Source organism: Rhizobium albus, from assembly GCA_030160035.1.
GTDB lineage: Bacteria > Pseudomonadota > Alphaproteobacteria > Rhizobiales > Rhizobiaceae > Georhizobium > Georhizobium albus.
Map to the genome: position 1 here is coordinate 224,877 of BSNO01000003.1, position 13,563 is coordinate 238,439.

Sequence of the window (13,563 nt, forward strand, 5' to 3'; positions counted from 1 at the left end):
GACCAGGGACGCAGTGCGTCGCACGGATTTACCGGCGGCCGACAAGAAAGACAGAGCTTCCGAATGGCGGACTTCGTAGCAGTCATCAAACGTGCCGTTGACGGTCTGGCGGAAAAGTCGCCGGACATGCGCGCGCGTGTCTATGACAAGGCAAGAACCGCTGTTCGGCGGCAGCTCGAAAACATGTCGCCGCGGCCTTCCGATCAGGCGATCGAGAGCCAGCTTGCCAAGCTCGAAGATGCCGTCGCAAAGGTGGAAGCCGACTACGCCGAGCCGGTCCTGAACGAGGAAGATCTGGTCTTCACCGACGAGGACTGGAACGCGCCGCAGGAACCGCTTGCGGCGGGGCCAGCAGTGGAAGAGGTTCCCGAGCCCGAGCCCGAGCCCGAGCCCGAGCCCGAGCCCGAGCCCGAGCCCGAGCCCGAGCCCGAGCCCGTGGCTGCCGTCGAACCCGAACCAGTCGTCGTCGAACCGGAACCAGTCATCGTCGAGCAGGAGCATCAGCCGGTTTCGGTGCAAGAGCCGGCCGTGGTGGCTGAGGATGAATGGCATGCACCGGTTTCCGAGGCGCAAGACGAGCCCGTCGACGCCGTTCAGGAAGAGCCCGCGCAGCCCGCCCCGCAGGGTCCAGTCGAGGGCGAAAAGACGGCGAAAGCCGTGCAGCCCACGCCGGTTCCGTTTGGCAGCTACGCGATAGGGCGTGCGCCGACATTCCCGATGCCGCCGCGCGGTTCCGAGCCTGTCGCCGAAAAGCAAGCCAACGAAGGTGGTTTCCGTCCAAGCCGTTACCAGTCCGGCTTCCCGACGGCGCGCAAGGACGAGGAACAACCGGTCGAGGCACCGAGTGTCGCCGAAGCTGCACCTGAACCGATCGAAGAAACACCGCCAACACCGGAACATGTCGAGCCCGTCGCCATCGAGCCTGTGGACGAGGTGACAGCCGCGTCGACGGACGAAATCGCTGCGCCGCCGCCTGCCGAGCCAGTTTTCGAGACGGAGCTTGACGAACCCACCGAAGATGACAGATCGGACGCCCCGGCTCCGGCCATTCCGGTGGTGGCCGCAGCGGCAGCCGCAGCCTGGACGCCCGCCCAGTCACAGGACGATGTGCTGAACCAGTGGCTTGAAGCCGAGGCAGGCCGGCCGGACAACGCAGCGCCCAACACCGATCAGCCCGCCGAAGATCTGTTTGCTGCTGAATGGGAAGCGCAGGGGCGCGCCCAAGGCGAGGAGCCCGCCGGCGACGCCGCGCGATCGGGTGCAAAGCCCGAACTGCGCCCTGCTGCCAGGCTCGATGAGGAATTGACCGTCGCGGCAGGCGAGGAGCGGCCGTCGGCGACCCCGCCCGTCCAGCCGCGCCGCACCCATCGCGCCGTTCCGAAAAGCGGCAGCAAGCGACCGCTGATCATTGCCGTGGTCGCGCTTCTGATCGTCGCGAGCCTGGCCTTTGCCGGATATACCCAGCGCGACGCTCTCGTTGCGCTCTTCGACGGCGGCGATACCCAGACGACCGAGACCCCCGCAGAGCCGGAAATCGCCACCGATCCCGAGACCGAAGTGGCGCCCGCCGAGGAAGAAGTCGCGACCGCGCCTGCTCCAGTCCAGGAAGAGCCGGCGCAGGCGGTAGGCGTCGAGAAATTCACGCAGCGGCTGATGACGGATGGCAGCGAGCGGCAGGAAGGCCCCGGCGGCGAGCCTGAGGAAACGCCCGAAGGTCGGTCTGTTGCACTCCAGACCGAAGCGAGCACGCCGGAAAATCTCGAGTCGCTTGCCGACGAGATTTCACCCGAGGAGGTTGCCCAGAGCGATGCCGCTACCGATGCCGCCACACAGCCGAGCGATGCAGAGGAAGTGGCTCAGCAAAACGACGGTCAGCCAAGCGTCGGCCAGTCCATGTTCCTTTACGAGGAGCGCATCGGCCAACGCGGACCGACGGCGCTGGAGGGCAACGTCGTCTGGAGCATCGTGACGGAGTCACCTGGCGGCGACGCACAGCCGGAAGAAGCCATCCGCGGCGAGATTTCGGTTCCCGAAAAGGACCTGACCGCGCTCATCACCATTCGCCGCAATGCCGATCCTTCGCTGCCGGCGAGCCACCTGATCGAATTGGTCTTTTCGCTGCCTGCGACGTTCGAGGGCGGTGGCATCGAGTCGGTACAGCGCGTCGCCTTCAAGGAGTCCGAGCAGGACCGCGGCAACGAGCTGATCGCTGTTCCGGCGCGCATCACCGACGACTTCTTCATGGTGGCACTGAACGACTATGCAGAGGCCGTCGCGACCAATCTGCAGCTCATGCGTGAACGCGAATGGATCGACATTCCGGTCGTCTACGGCAATGGCCGCCGTGCGTTGCTAACGCTCGACAAGGGCACGGCCGGCGCCGACGTCTTCAATCGCGCCATCCAAATCTGGCAGCGCCGGTCCGGCAGCTCCGCCGGCTAAGACCGGTACCGCCTGGACATGGCCGGTCGCTGAACGAGATCAGTTCAGTGCTTGAAGGCTGTGCGTCATGCGGTTGCGGAACGACCGAGAGGGCTATGGCAGCGTGTCGATCGGCCTTCACTGGCTGATCGCAATCGTCTTCCTGGCGGAGATCCTGCTCGGCGTCGCCATGACACGCATTCTGCCGGAAACAGCTGTCGCGACCTTCTGGGCCTATCAGTGGCACAAGAGCTTCGGCCTTCTGCTTCTCTTCTTGAGCGCGCTGCGGCTGGTTTGGGTGCTGGTTGAAACTAGGCCAGTGGACCTGACCGGTCATGGTTCAGCGCTAGCGGCAGGCGTGGTGCATCGCTACCTGCTCTTTGCCCCAATCCTCATCGCGCTTGCCGGATGGATCATCGTGTCTGTTTCGCCGCTTGCCATCCCGACCTTCGCTTTCAATCTTGTCGTCGTGCCGCATCTGCCGCTCGTTCCCGGCGACGAGGCGGAAAGGCGGGCGATCGCTGTGCATCGCTGGCTCGCCTATGGCACGGCGATCATCGTCGCCATCCACATTGCTGCCGCCCTCATGCACCAATTCCTGTGGCGGGATGGCACGATGACGCGAATGCTGCCGCGGCGCCGCCAATCTGCCGGAAACGACCGGTAGAACAAAGGGATCAAGCTCTGGAGGATGTTGCCATGCGTGCGTGGGTAATCGGAGCAATGGCTGTCGCCGGTGCGACGCTATATGGCCCTACCGCCGTCTCACCATCATTCGCGATCACGTTGGAGGAGGCGGCGGGCAGCTACCGGGTGGCCGACAATTCGCAGATCCGGTTCTCGGTCGACCAGGTTGGCGGCGGCGGCATCGCCGGCCAGTTCGCGACATTCACCGGAACGCTGCAGCTGAATGCCGCCGATCCATCCCGCTCAGTCGTCGTCTTCGATCTCTATCCGGAGAGTGTGTCGACCGGCCAGCAGCGCATCGATGACTTTCTGCGCTCGGCTGCGGTGTTCGATACCGCACATTATGACGTCGTGAGTTTCCGATCGATCGACGTCAGGCTGACCGGGCCCGATACGGCGGTCGTCCACGGCATCGTCACGGCACGCGGCAAGAGCGCCGAAGCCGATTTCGACGTGGCACTGACAGGCGAGGGACCGGGGTCGCTGCAGTTTCGGGTAACGGGCGACATCATGCGGTCGCCCTTCGGCATGGAAGTCGGCACGCCTATTTACTCGAACGTCGTCCGCTTCGACATGCAACTGGAAACGATGCGCCGTTGATCGGCGCATCGCTGGCTTGGGATTTTAGGCGTCTTCGACGACGCGGAGAGCCTTGGCGCGCTCGGCGGCGGTCTTCTTCACCGCATCCTGCACCTTCTCGAAAGCACGGACTTCGATCTGCCGCACGCGCTCGCGGCTGATGTCGAACTCGCCTGAAAGGTCTTCCAGCGTGATCGGGTTCTCCGAAAGCCGGCGGGCCTCGAAGATACGACGCTCGCGGTCGTTCAACACATTGAGCGCTCCGGCAAGCATGGAGCGACGATCGTCGAGCTCGTCCTGCTCGATCAGCATGTCTTCCTGGCTTTCGCTGTCGTCGACGAGCCAATCCTGCCACTGGCCAGACTCGCCTTCCGTTGCGCGGATCGGTGCGTTGAGCGAAGCATCGCCGGAGAGACGGCGGTTCATCGACACGACCTCGTCCTCGGAGACGTTGAGGGTCGTGGCGATGTGCGAAACCTGGTCAGGCCGCAGATCGCCTTCTTCCAGCGCCTGCATCTTGCCCTTGAGCTTGCGCAGGTTGAAGAACAGCCGCTTTTGGTTGGCAGTCGTGCCCATCTTCACGAGCGACCACGAACGCAGGATGTACTCTTGAATCGACGCCTTGATCCACCACATGGCGTATGTCGCCAGGCGGAAGCCACGTTCCGGATCGAACTTCTTGACGGCCTGCATGAGGCCGACATTGCCTTCGGAAACGACTTCGCCGATCGGCAGACCATAACCGCGATAGCCCATCGCGATCTTGGCAACGAGACGAAGGTGACTGGTCACCAACCGGTGAGCAGCTTCGCGATCGCCATGCTCCTGATAGCGCTTGCCGAGCATGTACTCTTCCTGCGGCTGCAGCATCGGGAACTTGCGGATTTCTTCGAGGTAGCGGTTGAGGCCGCCTTCACCGGACGAAATTGATGGCAATGTATTGCGGGCCATGTGAGCACCCTTTCCAAATGGTTTTGGCCCCCCACATGCGCTCGGGCGGGCCAATCATGTCATGTCGTCTGTCGACCGACATGCTTTGAGTTTAGAGATAATTACGGCCGAAACGCGGATCAAGCGGTGTTACCGCGAACGCGAATGCGTGAACGCTCCGTCAATGGTTATGACGGTGACCGCCAATCGTGCCGTTTGTTTCAGCTGACCTTAGGAATTTCCCGAAACGCTTCGATCAGGCCGGCGAGATCCGCGGGCACGGGCGCTTCGAAACGCAAATCCTCACCCGTCACAGGGTGTTCGAACGCCAGGAGGAATGCGTGGAGCGCCTGGCGGGGAAAGCTATCGACCTTGGCCTTGAGATCGACTGGGAGCCGGTTTGACTTCGTCCGCATCGCAGCGCCGTAGTCCTGATCGCCGATCAGCGGATGGCCGATATGGGTCATGTGCACGCGGATCTGGTGGGTGCGGCCCGTTTCCAGGCGGCATTCGACAAGGCTTGCCAAGGCCGTGGCGTCATTGGCGGCGCCGAAGCGATCGGTGACGCGGAAATGGGTGATTGCTTCCTGGGCGTCGCCGCTCAGATCCTTGCGCACGGCGCGGCGTACCCGGTCATTGCTGCGCCCGAGCGGCGCGTCGATCGTCCCCGCCATCCGGTCCGGCTGGCCCCAGACGAGCGCAACATAGGCGCGCTCGAGACTGCCCGTACGGCCATGGTCCGCGAACTGCGCGGCGAGACCCTTGTGGGCGGCGTCGTTCTTGGCGACCACCATTACGCCGGTCGTGTCCTTGTCCAGCCGATGCACGATGCCCGGCCGGCGCACGCCACCAATGCCGGAAAGACTGTCGCCGCAATGATGGATCAGCGCGTTCACCAGCGTGCCCGTCCAGTTGCCGGCCGCCGGGTGTACCACAAGGCCTGCCGGCTTCATGATGACGATGAGATCGTCGTCCTCATAGAGAATGTCGAGCGGGATCGCTTCGCCCTGCGGCTCGGGATCTTCCGCCGGCGGAATGTCGACCACTACGGTGTCGCCTGGTTTGATCTTCTTGTGCGGATCGGTGGCGGGCGCGCCATTCAACGTCACCGCGCCTTCCTTGATCAGGGCCTTCAGGCGGCTGCGCGACAGGTCATCGCCGAACTCGGCGGCAAGCCACACATCCAGCCGGCCACTGGCCTCTTCGCCCGCCGTCAGCACTTTCTTATCGGATGTCGCTTCGTTAAAGGGTTCGGCCATGACACTGAATGAAAGGCGGCTTCGCCGCGTGAAGGGTTGACGATGTCGAAGATGGAAACGCCGCCGGAGCTTGAAGAACAGCCGCTCGATCCGGAGGTTGAAAAGGTTCGGCGCAAGATGGTGCGCCTCCTTGCCGTGTCCATCGGCATCATGTTCATCGGCGTTATGGCCGTGCTGGTCGCCATTGTCTATCGGATTTCCGAAACGGACGAGGCGGAGGTGGCGATGCCGTCGTCCGGAGACACGATCTTCCCTGCCGAAGGTGCGGTCGCAACAGCGGAAGCGACCTTGCCGGCTGGCTTCACGGTTTCCACGGTTTCGCTCGACGGAGGCCGCATTCTCTTCTTCGGCACGAGCGGGGAGGGCGCATCGATGGCCTACGTCTTCGACATCGTCGAGGATCGCATCGTAGCAGAGATCTCGATCGGTCAATGAACGCGTCGATCGGCCGGCGTCTGATCCGCATCGAGGACGCCGACGACCCTCGTGTCGCGCCGTTCCGCAATATCCGCGAGCGGGATCTGGTCGGGCGCGAGCAGCGCTTCGTGGCGGAAGGCACCGTGGTGCTCAACGTGCTGGCCGATGTCCACGGCAAGCCCGGAAGGCCATCGGCTGAAATGCTGCTCGTTCTGGAAAACCGGCTCGCCGGTATCGCGAGCCTGCTCGAGCGATTTCCAGACGACGTGCCGCTGATGGTCGTTCCGCGCACCGTGATGGATGAAATCACGGGATTTCCCATGCATCGCGGCGTCCTGGCACTGGGACGCGTACCTGATCCGGTGACGAGCGCGTCTCTCCTGTCCGCAATGCCGGAAAGCGCTCTGGTGCTGGTCGCGGTCGGGATTTCGAACCACGACAATATGGGTGCACTGTTCCGCAATGCTGCCGCCTTCGGCGCTGATGCGCTGCTCCTGGATGGGCAAAGCTGCGATCCGCTTTACCGCAAGGCGATCCGCGTCTCGGTTGGCCATGCGCTGCGTGTGCCTTTTGCGCGCGCGCAAACGGCCGAGGGCTTGCTGGAAAAACTGGCTGCGGAGGATTTCACGATCTTCACCCTGTCTCCTCGTGGCGAAACGACGATCGAGGCCGTCGTGCCGACCAAGCGCCTGGCGATCGTCGTCGGCACCGAGGGCGAGGGGCTACCGGCTGCGCTCCTAAGCCGCACATCGAGCGTCCGCATTCGCCAAGCGCCGGGCGTCGACAGCCTTAATCTGGCGACGGCAGCAGCGCTGGCGCTTCACGATCTCGCGCTGAAGATGGGACGGCTGGGTTAGCCAGCCGGCGAACGGCTCGAAAATCTAATCGTGCAGCTGCGCCGCGGCCCGCGTGCCAAGGCTTTGCCGTGCGGCGTCGAAATTGGCGCCCTGTTCTGCTTCGACATTGCTGAGGATCGCGTAGATCGGCGAGGAGGCGCCTTCGCGGGCGGCCGTCAGGCTGATCATGCTTGCAGCGATTTCCTTGATCTCGCTTCTCAGTTCCTGGTCGCCGTCGCTGTCGTTGGCAGCGACGAGCCGGTCGACGAGAGCGGTGTGGCGTGCACGCAGGCGTTCGACGCGCTGGCTGATGGCAATCTTGGAGGCCTGAGCGCTGTCTTCGCTGGAGGCGTCGTTCGACTGTCCGTTGATCTCCATCGGCAGGCCCTTTGATTGTTCGGTGCCGTTCAGCGCCACGCGGCTTTCCTCATTGAGCTTCTGGCCGGCTTTTTCGAGTGCACGCAGATCGGCCGTCGCAGTCTTGAGCCGGTCGCGCAGGCGCGCGATCTCGGCAGTGCGCCGCTCGATCGTGCTTTCCTGATCGACGATCTTCGCAAGGTTTTCGGTGAGACGAGCCTCGAGCGCTGCACTGCGGCCCTCTTCGCGCTCAAGGCGGAACTGCAGGTCCTTGCTGCGGCTTTCGGCAGCATTCGTAGCGTCGCGCAGGCGCCGACGCTCTTCGACAGCCATATCGAGCGAGGAGCGGAGGCTCTCCAATTCGGTCTCACGGGTGGCAAGGTCGATGCGCATTGCCTCCAGATCGCTTGAAAGGCGCCGTGTGCTGCTGCTGAGCGAGCGTCGCTCTTCTTCCACGCGTGAAAGCCGCTCTTCCGTCTCCGAAAGCGCGAGCCGCAGCGCATCCGCGCGCTCGCGCTCCTGACGGTTGGAAGACCGAAGATCGGCGGCGTCGATGCTCAAGGCGTTGATCTGCTGGGTGAGCTCGGAAATCTCGCCGCGCATAGCCCCCGCTTTGCTCGCCAGCTCGTCCGCTCTTTTAGATTCGCCCACGCGGCGATCGCGCTCGTTGCGAAGAGAAATGGAGACGCGGCTGTTCTCGACCGCAAACGCGGCGCGCTCCATGTCCCGGGCGGCCTTGAGTTCACGGCTGCTGATCGGGACGGTCGCGTAAACGCGTTTTTCGGTGTAGCGCACGACTCGGCCGAATACGGCCGGCGCCAGGACGAGGCCGAGCAGCAGGGCTGACAAGAAGCCCAATGCAAAGAGCAATACAAACTCGACCATGGTTGCGTCAGACCAATAAGAGGGTGTCCCTACCCGAAACTGGTCTATCGCAAAACGGTTTCAAAAGAAATCACCGAGAAAGGTGAGGGTCGGTTTAGGTTAATCCCCAACCCGGCAAGCGGCTTACCGCTACCGCACTGTTTTCAAGGCAATAATTGCAACGCCAACTGGCGCAGCTGCGAGCCCCACGCGGGCTCGCTCCGTCCCGCCATAACGCTTCCAATGGTAAGCGTCGGGTAAACAGCCAAGCCTTAGAACGGATTCCAGGTCGGCGACGATGTCAGTTTCAGGTAGCCGATGTTCAACCCGAGGCGCGCACCGACGCCGGTGCGGATCGGAACCAGCAGAACCTGGTCGCGGCGCATCACCTGCATGCCGACGCCCGCAACCACGAAAGCCGACCCACCGACGCCGGCAAAGCGGCCATAGACGCCGTTGATGCTCGGCAGGTCGTAGACGAGCATCATCGTGCGAGCGCCCTGGCCGCCGTAATCGAGACCGAGGGAAGGGCCCTGCCAGAAGAGATTGTGGCTGCCGGCGTTCTTGGTGTGCAGCTGGCCTTCGCCATAGGTCAGGCCGCCGATGAACGCGCCGCCGGCTTCCTCGCCAAGCACGTAGCCATTGGGCAGGCCATAGGACTGGAATGCCTGCTCGATGACCTTGGCGAGACCGCCGGAGGTCGAGCCGAAGAAATCGTGACCGGCGTCGACGATCTCCTGCATGCTGTATTCACCGGAATCTTGCTGCTGCTGTGCGTTGGCAGGCAAGGAATAAGCGAACGCGCCGGCGATCATCGCGATGGCGAACAGAACCCGGCGGGCGACGAGAAGCATCCTCGACATCAAACTCTCCTTCGATGGACCCGGAAAGGGACGAAGCGGCATTTTCGTCGCGTCAGATTAAGAAACGGTTTACCTAAAATCGGATCAAAGGGGGTGACGGGGAAGAGCCTCACGCGTCACCTTGGCACCAGCTTCGCGCACTAGGTTTCGGCCCCGCCCCGATCTGATCGTCGCCACGTCGCATGGAGAAGATATGTCCAGAAATCCGAATCTCACACTTGCCGGGCCGGATCTCGCCGCGCTTCTCTGCAGCCGGGTGTGCCATGATATCATCTCGCCCGTTGGTGCGATCAACAACGGCCTGGAGCTTCTCGATGAAGGCGGTGCCGATGTCGAGGCGATGGACCTCATTCGCCAGAGCGCGCTCAATGCGTCGGTTCGTCTGAAGTTCGCCCGTCTGGCCTTCGGTGCATCCGGTTCGGTCGGTGCCTCGATCGACACCGGCGAAGCGCAGAAGGCGACCGAAGACTATGTCGGCGCCGATGCCAAGACCACGATCACCTGGAACGGCCCGCGCGCGATCATCCCCAAGAACAAGGTCAAGCTGCTCTTGAACCTGTTCCTCGTGGCTTATGGCGCGATCCCGCGCGGTGGCAACATCGACATCCACCTGGAAGATCTTGAGACGACGCCGCGCTTCCGTCTGATCTCGAAGGGCCGCATGGTCCGCGTGCCGCCGAAGTTCCTGGAAATCCATTCCGGCGAACTGGACGAGCCGGTCGACGCCCATTCGATCCAGCCCTATTACACGGTTCTGCTCGCAGACGAGGCTGGCATGCGAATCAGCGCCTCGTCCGATGGTGAAGCGGTCACTTTCGTGGCCGAACCGGTCTGATTCCGGCCGGTTGCCTGCGTCGCTTCGGCAAGCAACCGTTAAGCCTGTACGTTGAGAGAATATTCGCAAGAGCGCGTTAAGGTACGATCCATCAAGAACGGCTGGACGTTTAGGTCCAAAGCCGACAGAAAGGGATCGTGCCATGCAGCGTCTCATGATCGTCGATGATTCGTCCGTCATCCGGAAAGTCGCCAAGCGCATTCTCTCCGGCCTCGACTTTCTCGTGTCCGAAGCTGATACGGGTCACCAGGCCCTGGTGCACTGCCAGGCGCAGCTGCCCCATATCCTGATCGTCGATGCAACCATGCCCGATGCGCTGGAAATCATCGGCGCAGTGCGTCAGCTGCCCGGCGGCGCCGCCGTTCGGATCTACTATTGCCTCGTCGAAGCCGATCTCAAGTCGATGATGCAGGGCAAGCGCGCCGGTGCCGACGACTTCCTGATCAAGCCTTTCGATCGCCGCATCCTGACCTCCGTTTTCGGACATCTGAGCAAGGCCGTCGCCTAAAACACCGCCCCCTCGACGCAAAAAGCCGCCCGAAGGCGGCTTCAATGCAGTGAGACGGCGGAGAAATCAGGCGATTTCGCGGACTTCCGCGTCATCCGGCTCGCGCAGCACATAGCCGCGGCCCCAGACAGTCTCGATATAGTTCTTGCCGCCGGCGGCCGTGGCGAGCTTCTTGCGAAGCTTGCAGATGAAGACGTCGATGATCTTCAGTTCAGGCTCGTCCATCCCACCGTAGAGGTGGTTGAGGAACATTTCCTTGGTGAGCGTCGTGCCTTTGCGGAGCGAAAGCAGCTCCAGCATCTGGTATTCCTTGCCCGTGAGGTGCACGCGCTGGGTGGCGACCTCGACGGTCTTGGCATCGAGATTGACGATCAGGTCGCCGGTCGTGATGACCGACTGCGCATGACCCTTGGAGCGACGCACGATAGCGTGGATACGGGCAACCAGCTCGTCCTTGTGGAACGGCTTGGTCATGTAGTCGTCAGCGCCGAAGCCGAGACCGCGAACCTTGTCTTCGATGCCGGCCATGCCGGAAAGGATCAGGATCGGCGTCTTGATCTTGGACAGACGCAGGGTGCGCAGCACCTCGTAACCGGACATGTCGGGCAGGTTCAGGTCAAGCAGGATGATGTCGTAATCATACAGCTTGCCGAGGTCGACGCCCTCTTCGCCGAGATCGGTCGTGTAAACATTGAAGCTCTCGGACTTCAGCATCAGTTCGATACTCTGCGCTGTCGCGCTGTCGTCCTCGATGAGTAGAACCCGCATATTTATCCCCTTTTCCGCCGCCCCGCAGCCCTGGCCAAGCCGAGACGGAACGGATCCAGTCGTTGCCTGTGTCCAAGATTGCCAGCGAATGGTTAACAAATTCCGATTCAGTCTGGCAACCGGTTTCCTGCCTGTTAAAATTCAGCATCAGAGCACTGAATTCTAATAGGAAATATTCCCGCGACCGCTCACCGTTCATGTGAGCGAATCGCGCTAAGTGACTCTACCGACTCGTCAATGACGAACTGGCGCTCATTCGCCGCCGCCATTTACCGAGCCTTAAATGGTCGTCCTTATGATTAACGATGCCCGTAAACGAAACGTTACCGAGGTCAGGTTTTTGTTAAGATTTCGGAGATTTCTTTCGGCGGCGGGCGATGTGGCATCGGGGGCGGTGGGGAATACCCGCACCGGCGCACTTTCGGCCGGTGGCGCCATTGGCGCAGAGGCCTCGTGTTCGGAGAGTATTGCGTCATGAAATCACGTGAGAGTCTTGTTCGTTTGAAGGCATTTCAATTGAACGAGAAACGCCGCCAACTGGCCCAGATTGGCACCATGATGGGGGAGCTGGAGCGCATGTGCGCGGAATTGGAGCAGCAGATCGTCGCTGAAGAGAAGAAGGCGGGTATTACCGACACCAACCATTTCGCCTATCCGACCTTCGCCAAGGCTGCGCGCAAGCGGGCGGACAATCTTCTCGGATCGCTGCGGGAATTGAAGGTCCAGCGAGATGCCGCTGAACTGGCCGTCGAGGAAGCCGACGCCGATTATGCCAAGGCTGCTGCGCTGGAAGAGCGCGACGCGGGGCAGCGTCTCGGCCGCGCCGGGTAACGGATAGACCGTTCGGCGACACGTAGTCGCCGATCAAAATGGAAAAGGCGCCCCAAGCCGGGGCGCCCATTGTCGTGTCGATCAGGCTTGTGCTTGATCAGTTGCCTCGCGCAAAGCCGGCAGCAGGCCCACCCTGGCGCTCAGCGCGTTCGCGCTCTGCCGGATCTTCGGGTGCCCATCCCCGTTCGGAACCGAATTTGGCAGGCTCATACTTCACCTTCGAGATCGCCCCGCTGAAATCGACGTGCAGTTCGGCCATCTCGTCATTGGCGCCGCGTGCCATGATCTCGTAGTGGCGCTTCTTGCGATCGACCAGCGCGACGAACTTGTAGCCCGCATCCTCGATCGACTGGCGCACTTCGCTTTCGCTGGCATAATTGCCGACGAATTTGGCGCGGCGCTCGAACTTGATCTCGACCTCGTCGACATTGCCGTAGCGATCGAGTTCGATCTTGGCACGGTTGCCCCGAGCGTCCTGGGTATAAGCCTCGAACTCGTCGTCATCGGCTTCGATGTAGGCGACCGGCTGCAGGTCGTAGCGCGCCGCGGCCTCGTTCATCTGCCGGGTGATCTGATCGCGATCGCCCGTGAACCAGCCGCTCTGGGCTAGCGCCGGCGTTGCGGCAGCAATGCTCGCACCGAGGGTGAGGGCGGTGCCGATGGCGATCAGGTTGCGCGTCTTCGAAACAGTCATGTCCATCTCCTTGGTTTCATCGTGTCGATGATCGGGAGATAGCAGAGCCACGCTGAATCGACCGCGAACGGTGCGGTTCAGGCTTCGTTCAGGATGTCAGGAAGAGACGTTGCGCCATGCCGCATCGGTTCGCTTTGGCTGCGAACGGTCGTCACGGCCACGCATGATTGGGCGGCCGTGATCGAGGAGCGGACGAGGCTGACTGGACTTAGTGGCGGTATTGCTGGATGCGGGTCGTGCGCAGGCCGGCAAGGCCATGATCGTTGATAGAAGCTTGCCAAGACAGGAATTCTTCGACCGTCAAGGTATAGCGCTCGCACGCTTCTTCCAGGCTGAGCAGGCCGCCGCGAACGGCAGCGACGACTTCAGCCTTGCGCCGTATCACCCACCGCCGCGTATTGGCGGGTGGAAGATCGGCAACCGTCAGCGGCGACCCGTCGGGGCCGATGACATACTTGACGCGGGGCCGTACCATATCGGTCATTCGGACTCTCTACACACACACGTGACCTGAAATTCAAATCTAGACCGCGACGTTTAAAAATTACCTAAGCGAAACGAAACAATTCGTTAGGAATTGTAAACGATTGGCGACCGGGGTGATTCGTGGCAGCCCGCCATTGCTTGTTTTGGGCCACTTTTGTGCCTATAGGACCGCTGAAGGCTGCTTGAACGCTTCTGCGGGCAGCCCGCATTGATCGGCGCCTTGAACGC

At 62.1% G+C, this 13,563-nt stretch carries 15 protein-coding genes; 8 read left to right on the forward strand and 7 right to left on the reverse strand.

Translation table 11 applies throughout. The features are described from left to right. The first annotated feature begins 63 nt into the window (after positions 1-63). The 3 genes from QQL76_RS08885 (at position 64) to QQL76_RS08895 (ending at position 3,708) form a co-directional block, all read left to right on the forward strand. Positions 64-2,442, forward strand: a complete 2,379-nt coding sequence (locus QQL76_RS08885) for a hypothetical protein (protein ID WP_499207319.1) — start codon at positions 64-66, stop codon at positions 2,440-2,442. A gap of 67 nt (positions 2,443-2,509) precedes the next feature. After that, positions 2,510-3,088 (forward strand): cytochrome b, encoded by a 579-nt coding sequence (locus QQL76_RS08890; protein ID WP_499207320.1) that lies wholly within the window; start codon positions 2,510-2,512, stop codon positions 3,086-3,088. Positions 3,089-3,120: 32 nt separating this feature from the next. Then, positions 3,121-3,708 carry a YceI family protein gene (locus QQL76_RS08895; RefSeq protein ID WP_499207321.1) on the forward strand — a complete coding sequence of 196 codons (588 nt, stop codon included), beginning with the start codon at positions 3,121-3,123 and terminating at the stop codon, positions 3,706-3,708. Positions 3,709-3,732: 24 nt separating this feature from the next. Here QQL76_RS08895 and rpoH read toward each other — a convergent pair whose 3' ends face one another. Next, entirely contained in the window at positions 3,733-4,638 is a 906-nt protein-coding gene (gene rpoH, locus QQL76_RS08900) for an RNA polymerase sigma factor RpoH (protein ID WP_499207322.1), read from the reverse strand. 200 nt (positions 4,639-4,838) lie between these two features. Next, positions 4,839-5,876 carry an RluA family pseudouridine synthase gene (locus QQL76_RS08905; RefSeq protein WP_499207323.1) on the reverse strand — a complete coding sequence of 346 codons (1,038 nt, stop codon included), beginning with the start codon at positions 5,874-5,876 and terminating at the stop codon, positions 4,839-4,841. A gap of 42 nt (positions 5,877-5,918) precedes the next feature. Here QQL76_RS08905 and QQL76_RS08910 point away from each other — a divergent pair, with 42 nt between their 5' ends. Together QQL76_RS08910 and QQL76_RS08915 are read left to right on the forward strand one after the other, a co-directional pair. Beyond that, a complete protein-coding gene (locus QQL76_RS08910; protein ID WP_499207324.1) occupies positions 5,919-6,311 on the forward strand; it encodes a hypothetical protein in 393 nt (130 codons plus the stop codon). Positions 6,312-6,319: 8 nt separating this feature from the next. After that, positions 6,320-7,150: a TrmH family RNA methyltransferase gene (locus QQL76_RS08915; RefSeq protein WP_499208340.1), complete on the forward strand. Its 831-nt coding sequence runs from the start codon at positions 6,320-6,322 to the stop codon at positions 7,148-7,150. A gap of 24 nt (positions 7,151-7,174) precedes the next feature. On the opposite strand, the gene QQL76_RS08920 is transcribed toward QQL76_RS08915, so the two are convergent. Together QQL76_RS08920 and QQL76_RS08925 are read right to left on the reverse strand one after the other, a co-directional pair. Next, complete coding sequence (locus QQL76_RS08920) at positions 7,175-8,371, reverse strand: coiled-coil domain-containing protein (RefSeq protein ID WP_499207325.1); 1,197 nt, start codon at positions 8,369-8,371, stop codon at positions 7,175-7,177. A gap of 251 nt (positions 8,372-8,622) precedes the next feature. Then, positions 8,623-9,165, reverse strand: a complete 543-nt coding sequence (locus tag QQL76_RS08925) for a DUF1134 domain-containing protein (RefSeq protein ID WP_245451581.1) — start codon at positions 9,163-9,165, stop codon at positions 8,623-8,625. A 241-nt stretch (positions 9,166-9,406) separates the two neighbouring features. Here QQL76_RS08925 and chpT point away from each other — a divergent pair, with 241 nt between their 5' ends. Then, positions 9,407-10,048 (forward strand): histidine phosphotransferase ChpT, encoded by a 642-nt coding sequence (chpT, locus tag QQL76_RS08930; RefSeq protein WP_126011700.1) that lies wholly within the window; start codon positions 9,407-9,409, stop codon positions 10,046-10,048. Between the two features lie 142 nt (positions 10,049-10,190). After that, entirely contained in the window at positions 10,191-10,556 is a 366-nt protein-coding gene (locus QQL76_RS08935; protein WP_499207326.1) for a response regulator, read from the forward strand. A 66-nt stretch (positions 10,557-10,622) separates the two neighbouring features. Here the strand turns inward: QQL76_RS08935 and ctrA are convergent, their stop codons facing one another. Next, complete coding sequence (gene ctrA, locus QQL76_RS08940; protein WP_404862753.1) at positions 10,623-11,324, reverse strand: response regulator transcription factor CtrA; 702 nt, start codon at positions 11,322-11,324, stop codon at positions 10,623-10,625. A gap of 474 nt (positions 11,325-11,798) precedes the next feature. Here ctrA and QQL76_RS08945 point away from each other — a divergent pair, with 474 nt between their 5' ends. Further along, on the forward strand, positions 11,799-12,155 hold the full coding sequence (locus QQL76_RS08945) for a flagellar export protein FliJ (RefSeq protein ID WP_126011694.1): 357 nt from the start codon (positions 11,799-11,801) through the stop codon (positions 12,153-12,155). Positions 12,156-12,252: 97 nt separating this feature from the next. Here the strand turns inward: QQL76_RS08945 and QQL76_RS08950 are convergent, their stop codons facing one another. Together QQL76_RS08950 and sciP are read right to left on the reverse strand one after the other, a co-directional pair. Continuing rightward, positions 12,253-12,849: an acyl-CoA synthetase family protein gene (locus QQL76_RS08950; RefSeq protein WP_499207327.1), complete on the reverse strand. Its 597-nt coding sequence runs from the start codon at positions 12,847-12,849 to the stop codon at positions 12,253-12,255. Between the two features lie 208 nt (positions 12,850-13,057). Further along, positions 13,058-13,333: a CtrA inhibitor SciP gene (gene sciP, locus QQL76_RS08955; RefSeq protein WP_126011690.1), complete on the reverse strand. Its 276-nt coding sequence runs from the start codon at positions 13,331-13,333 to the stop codon at positions 13,058-13,060. Positions 13,334-13,563: the final 230 nt, after the last annotated feature.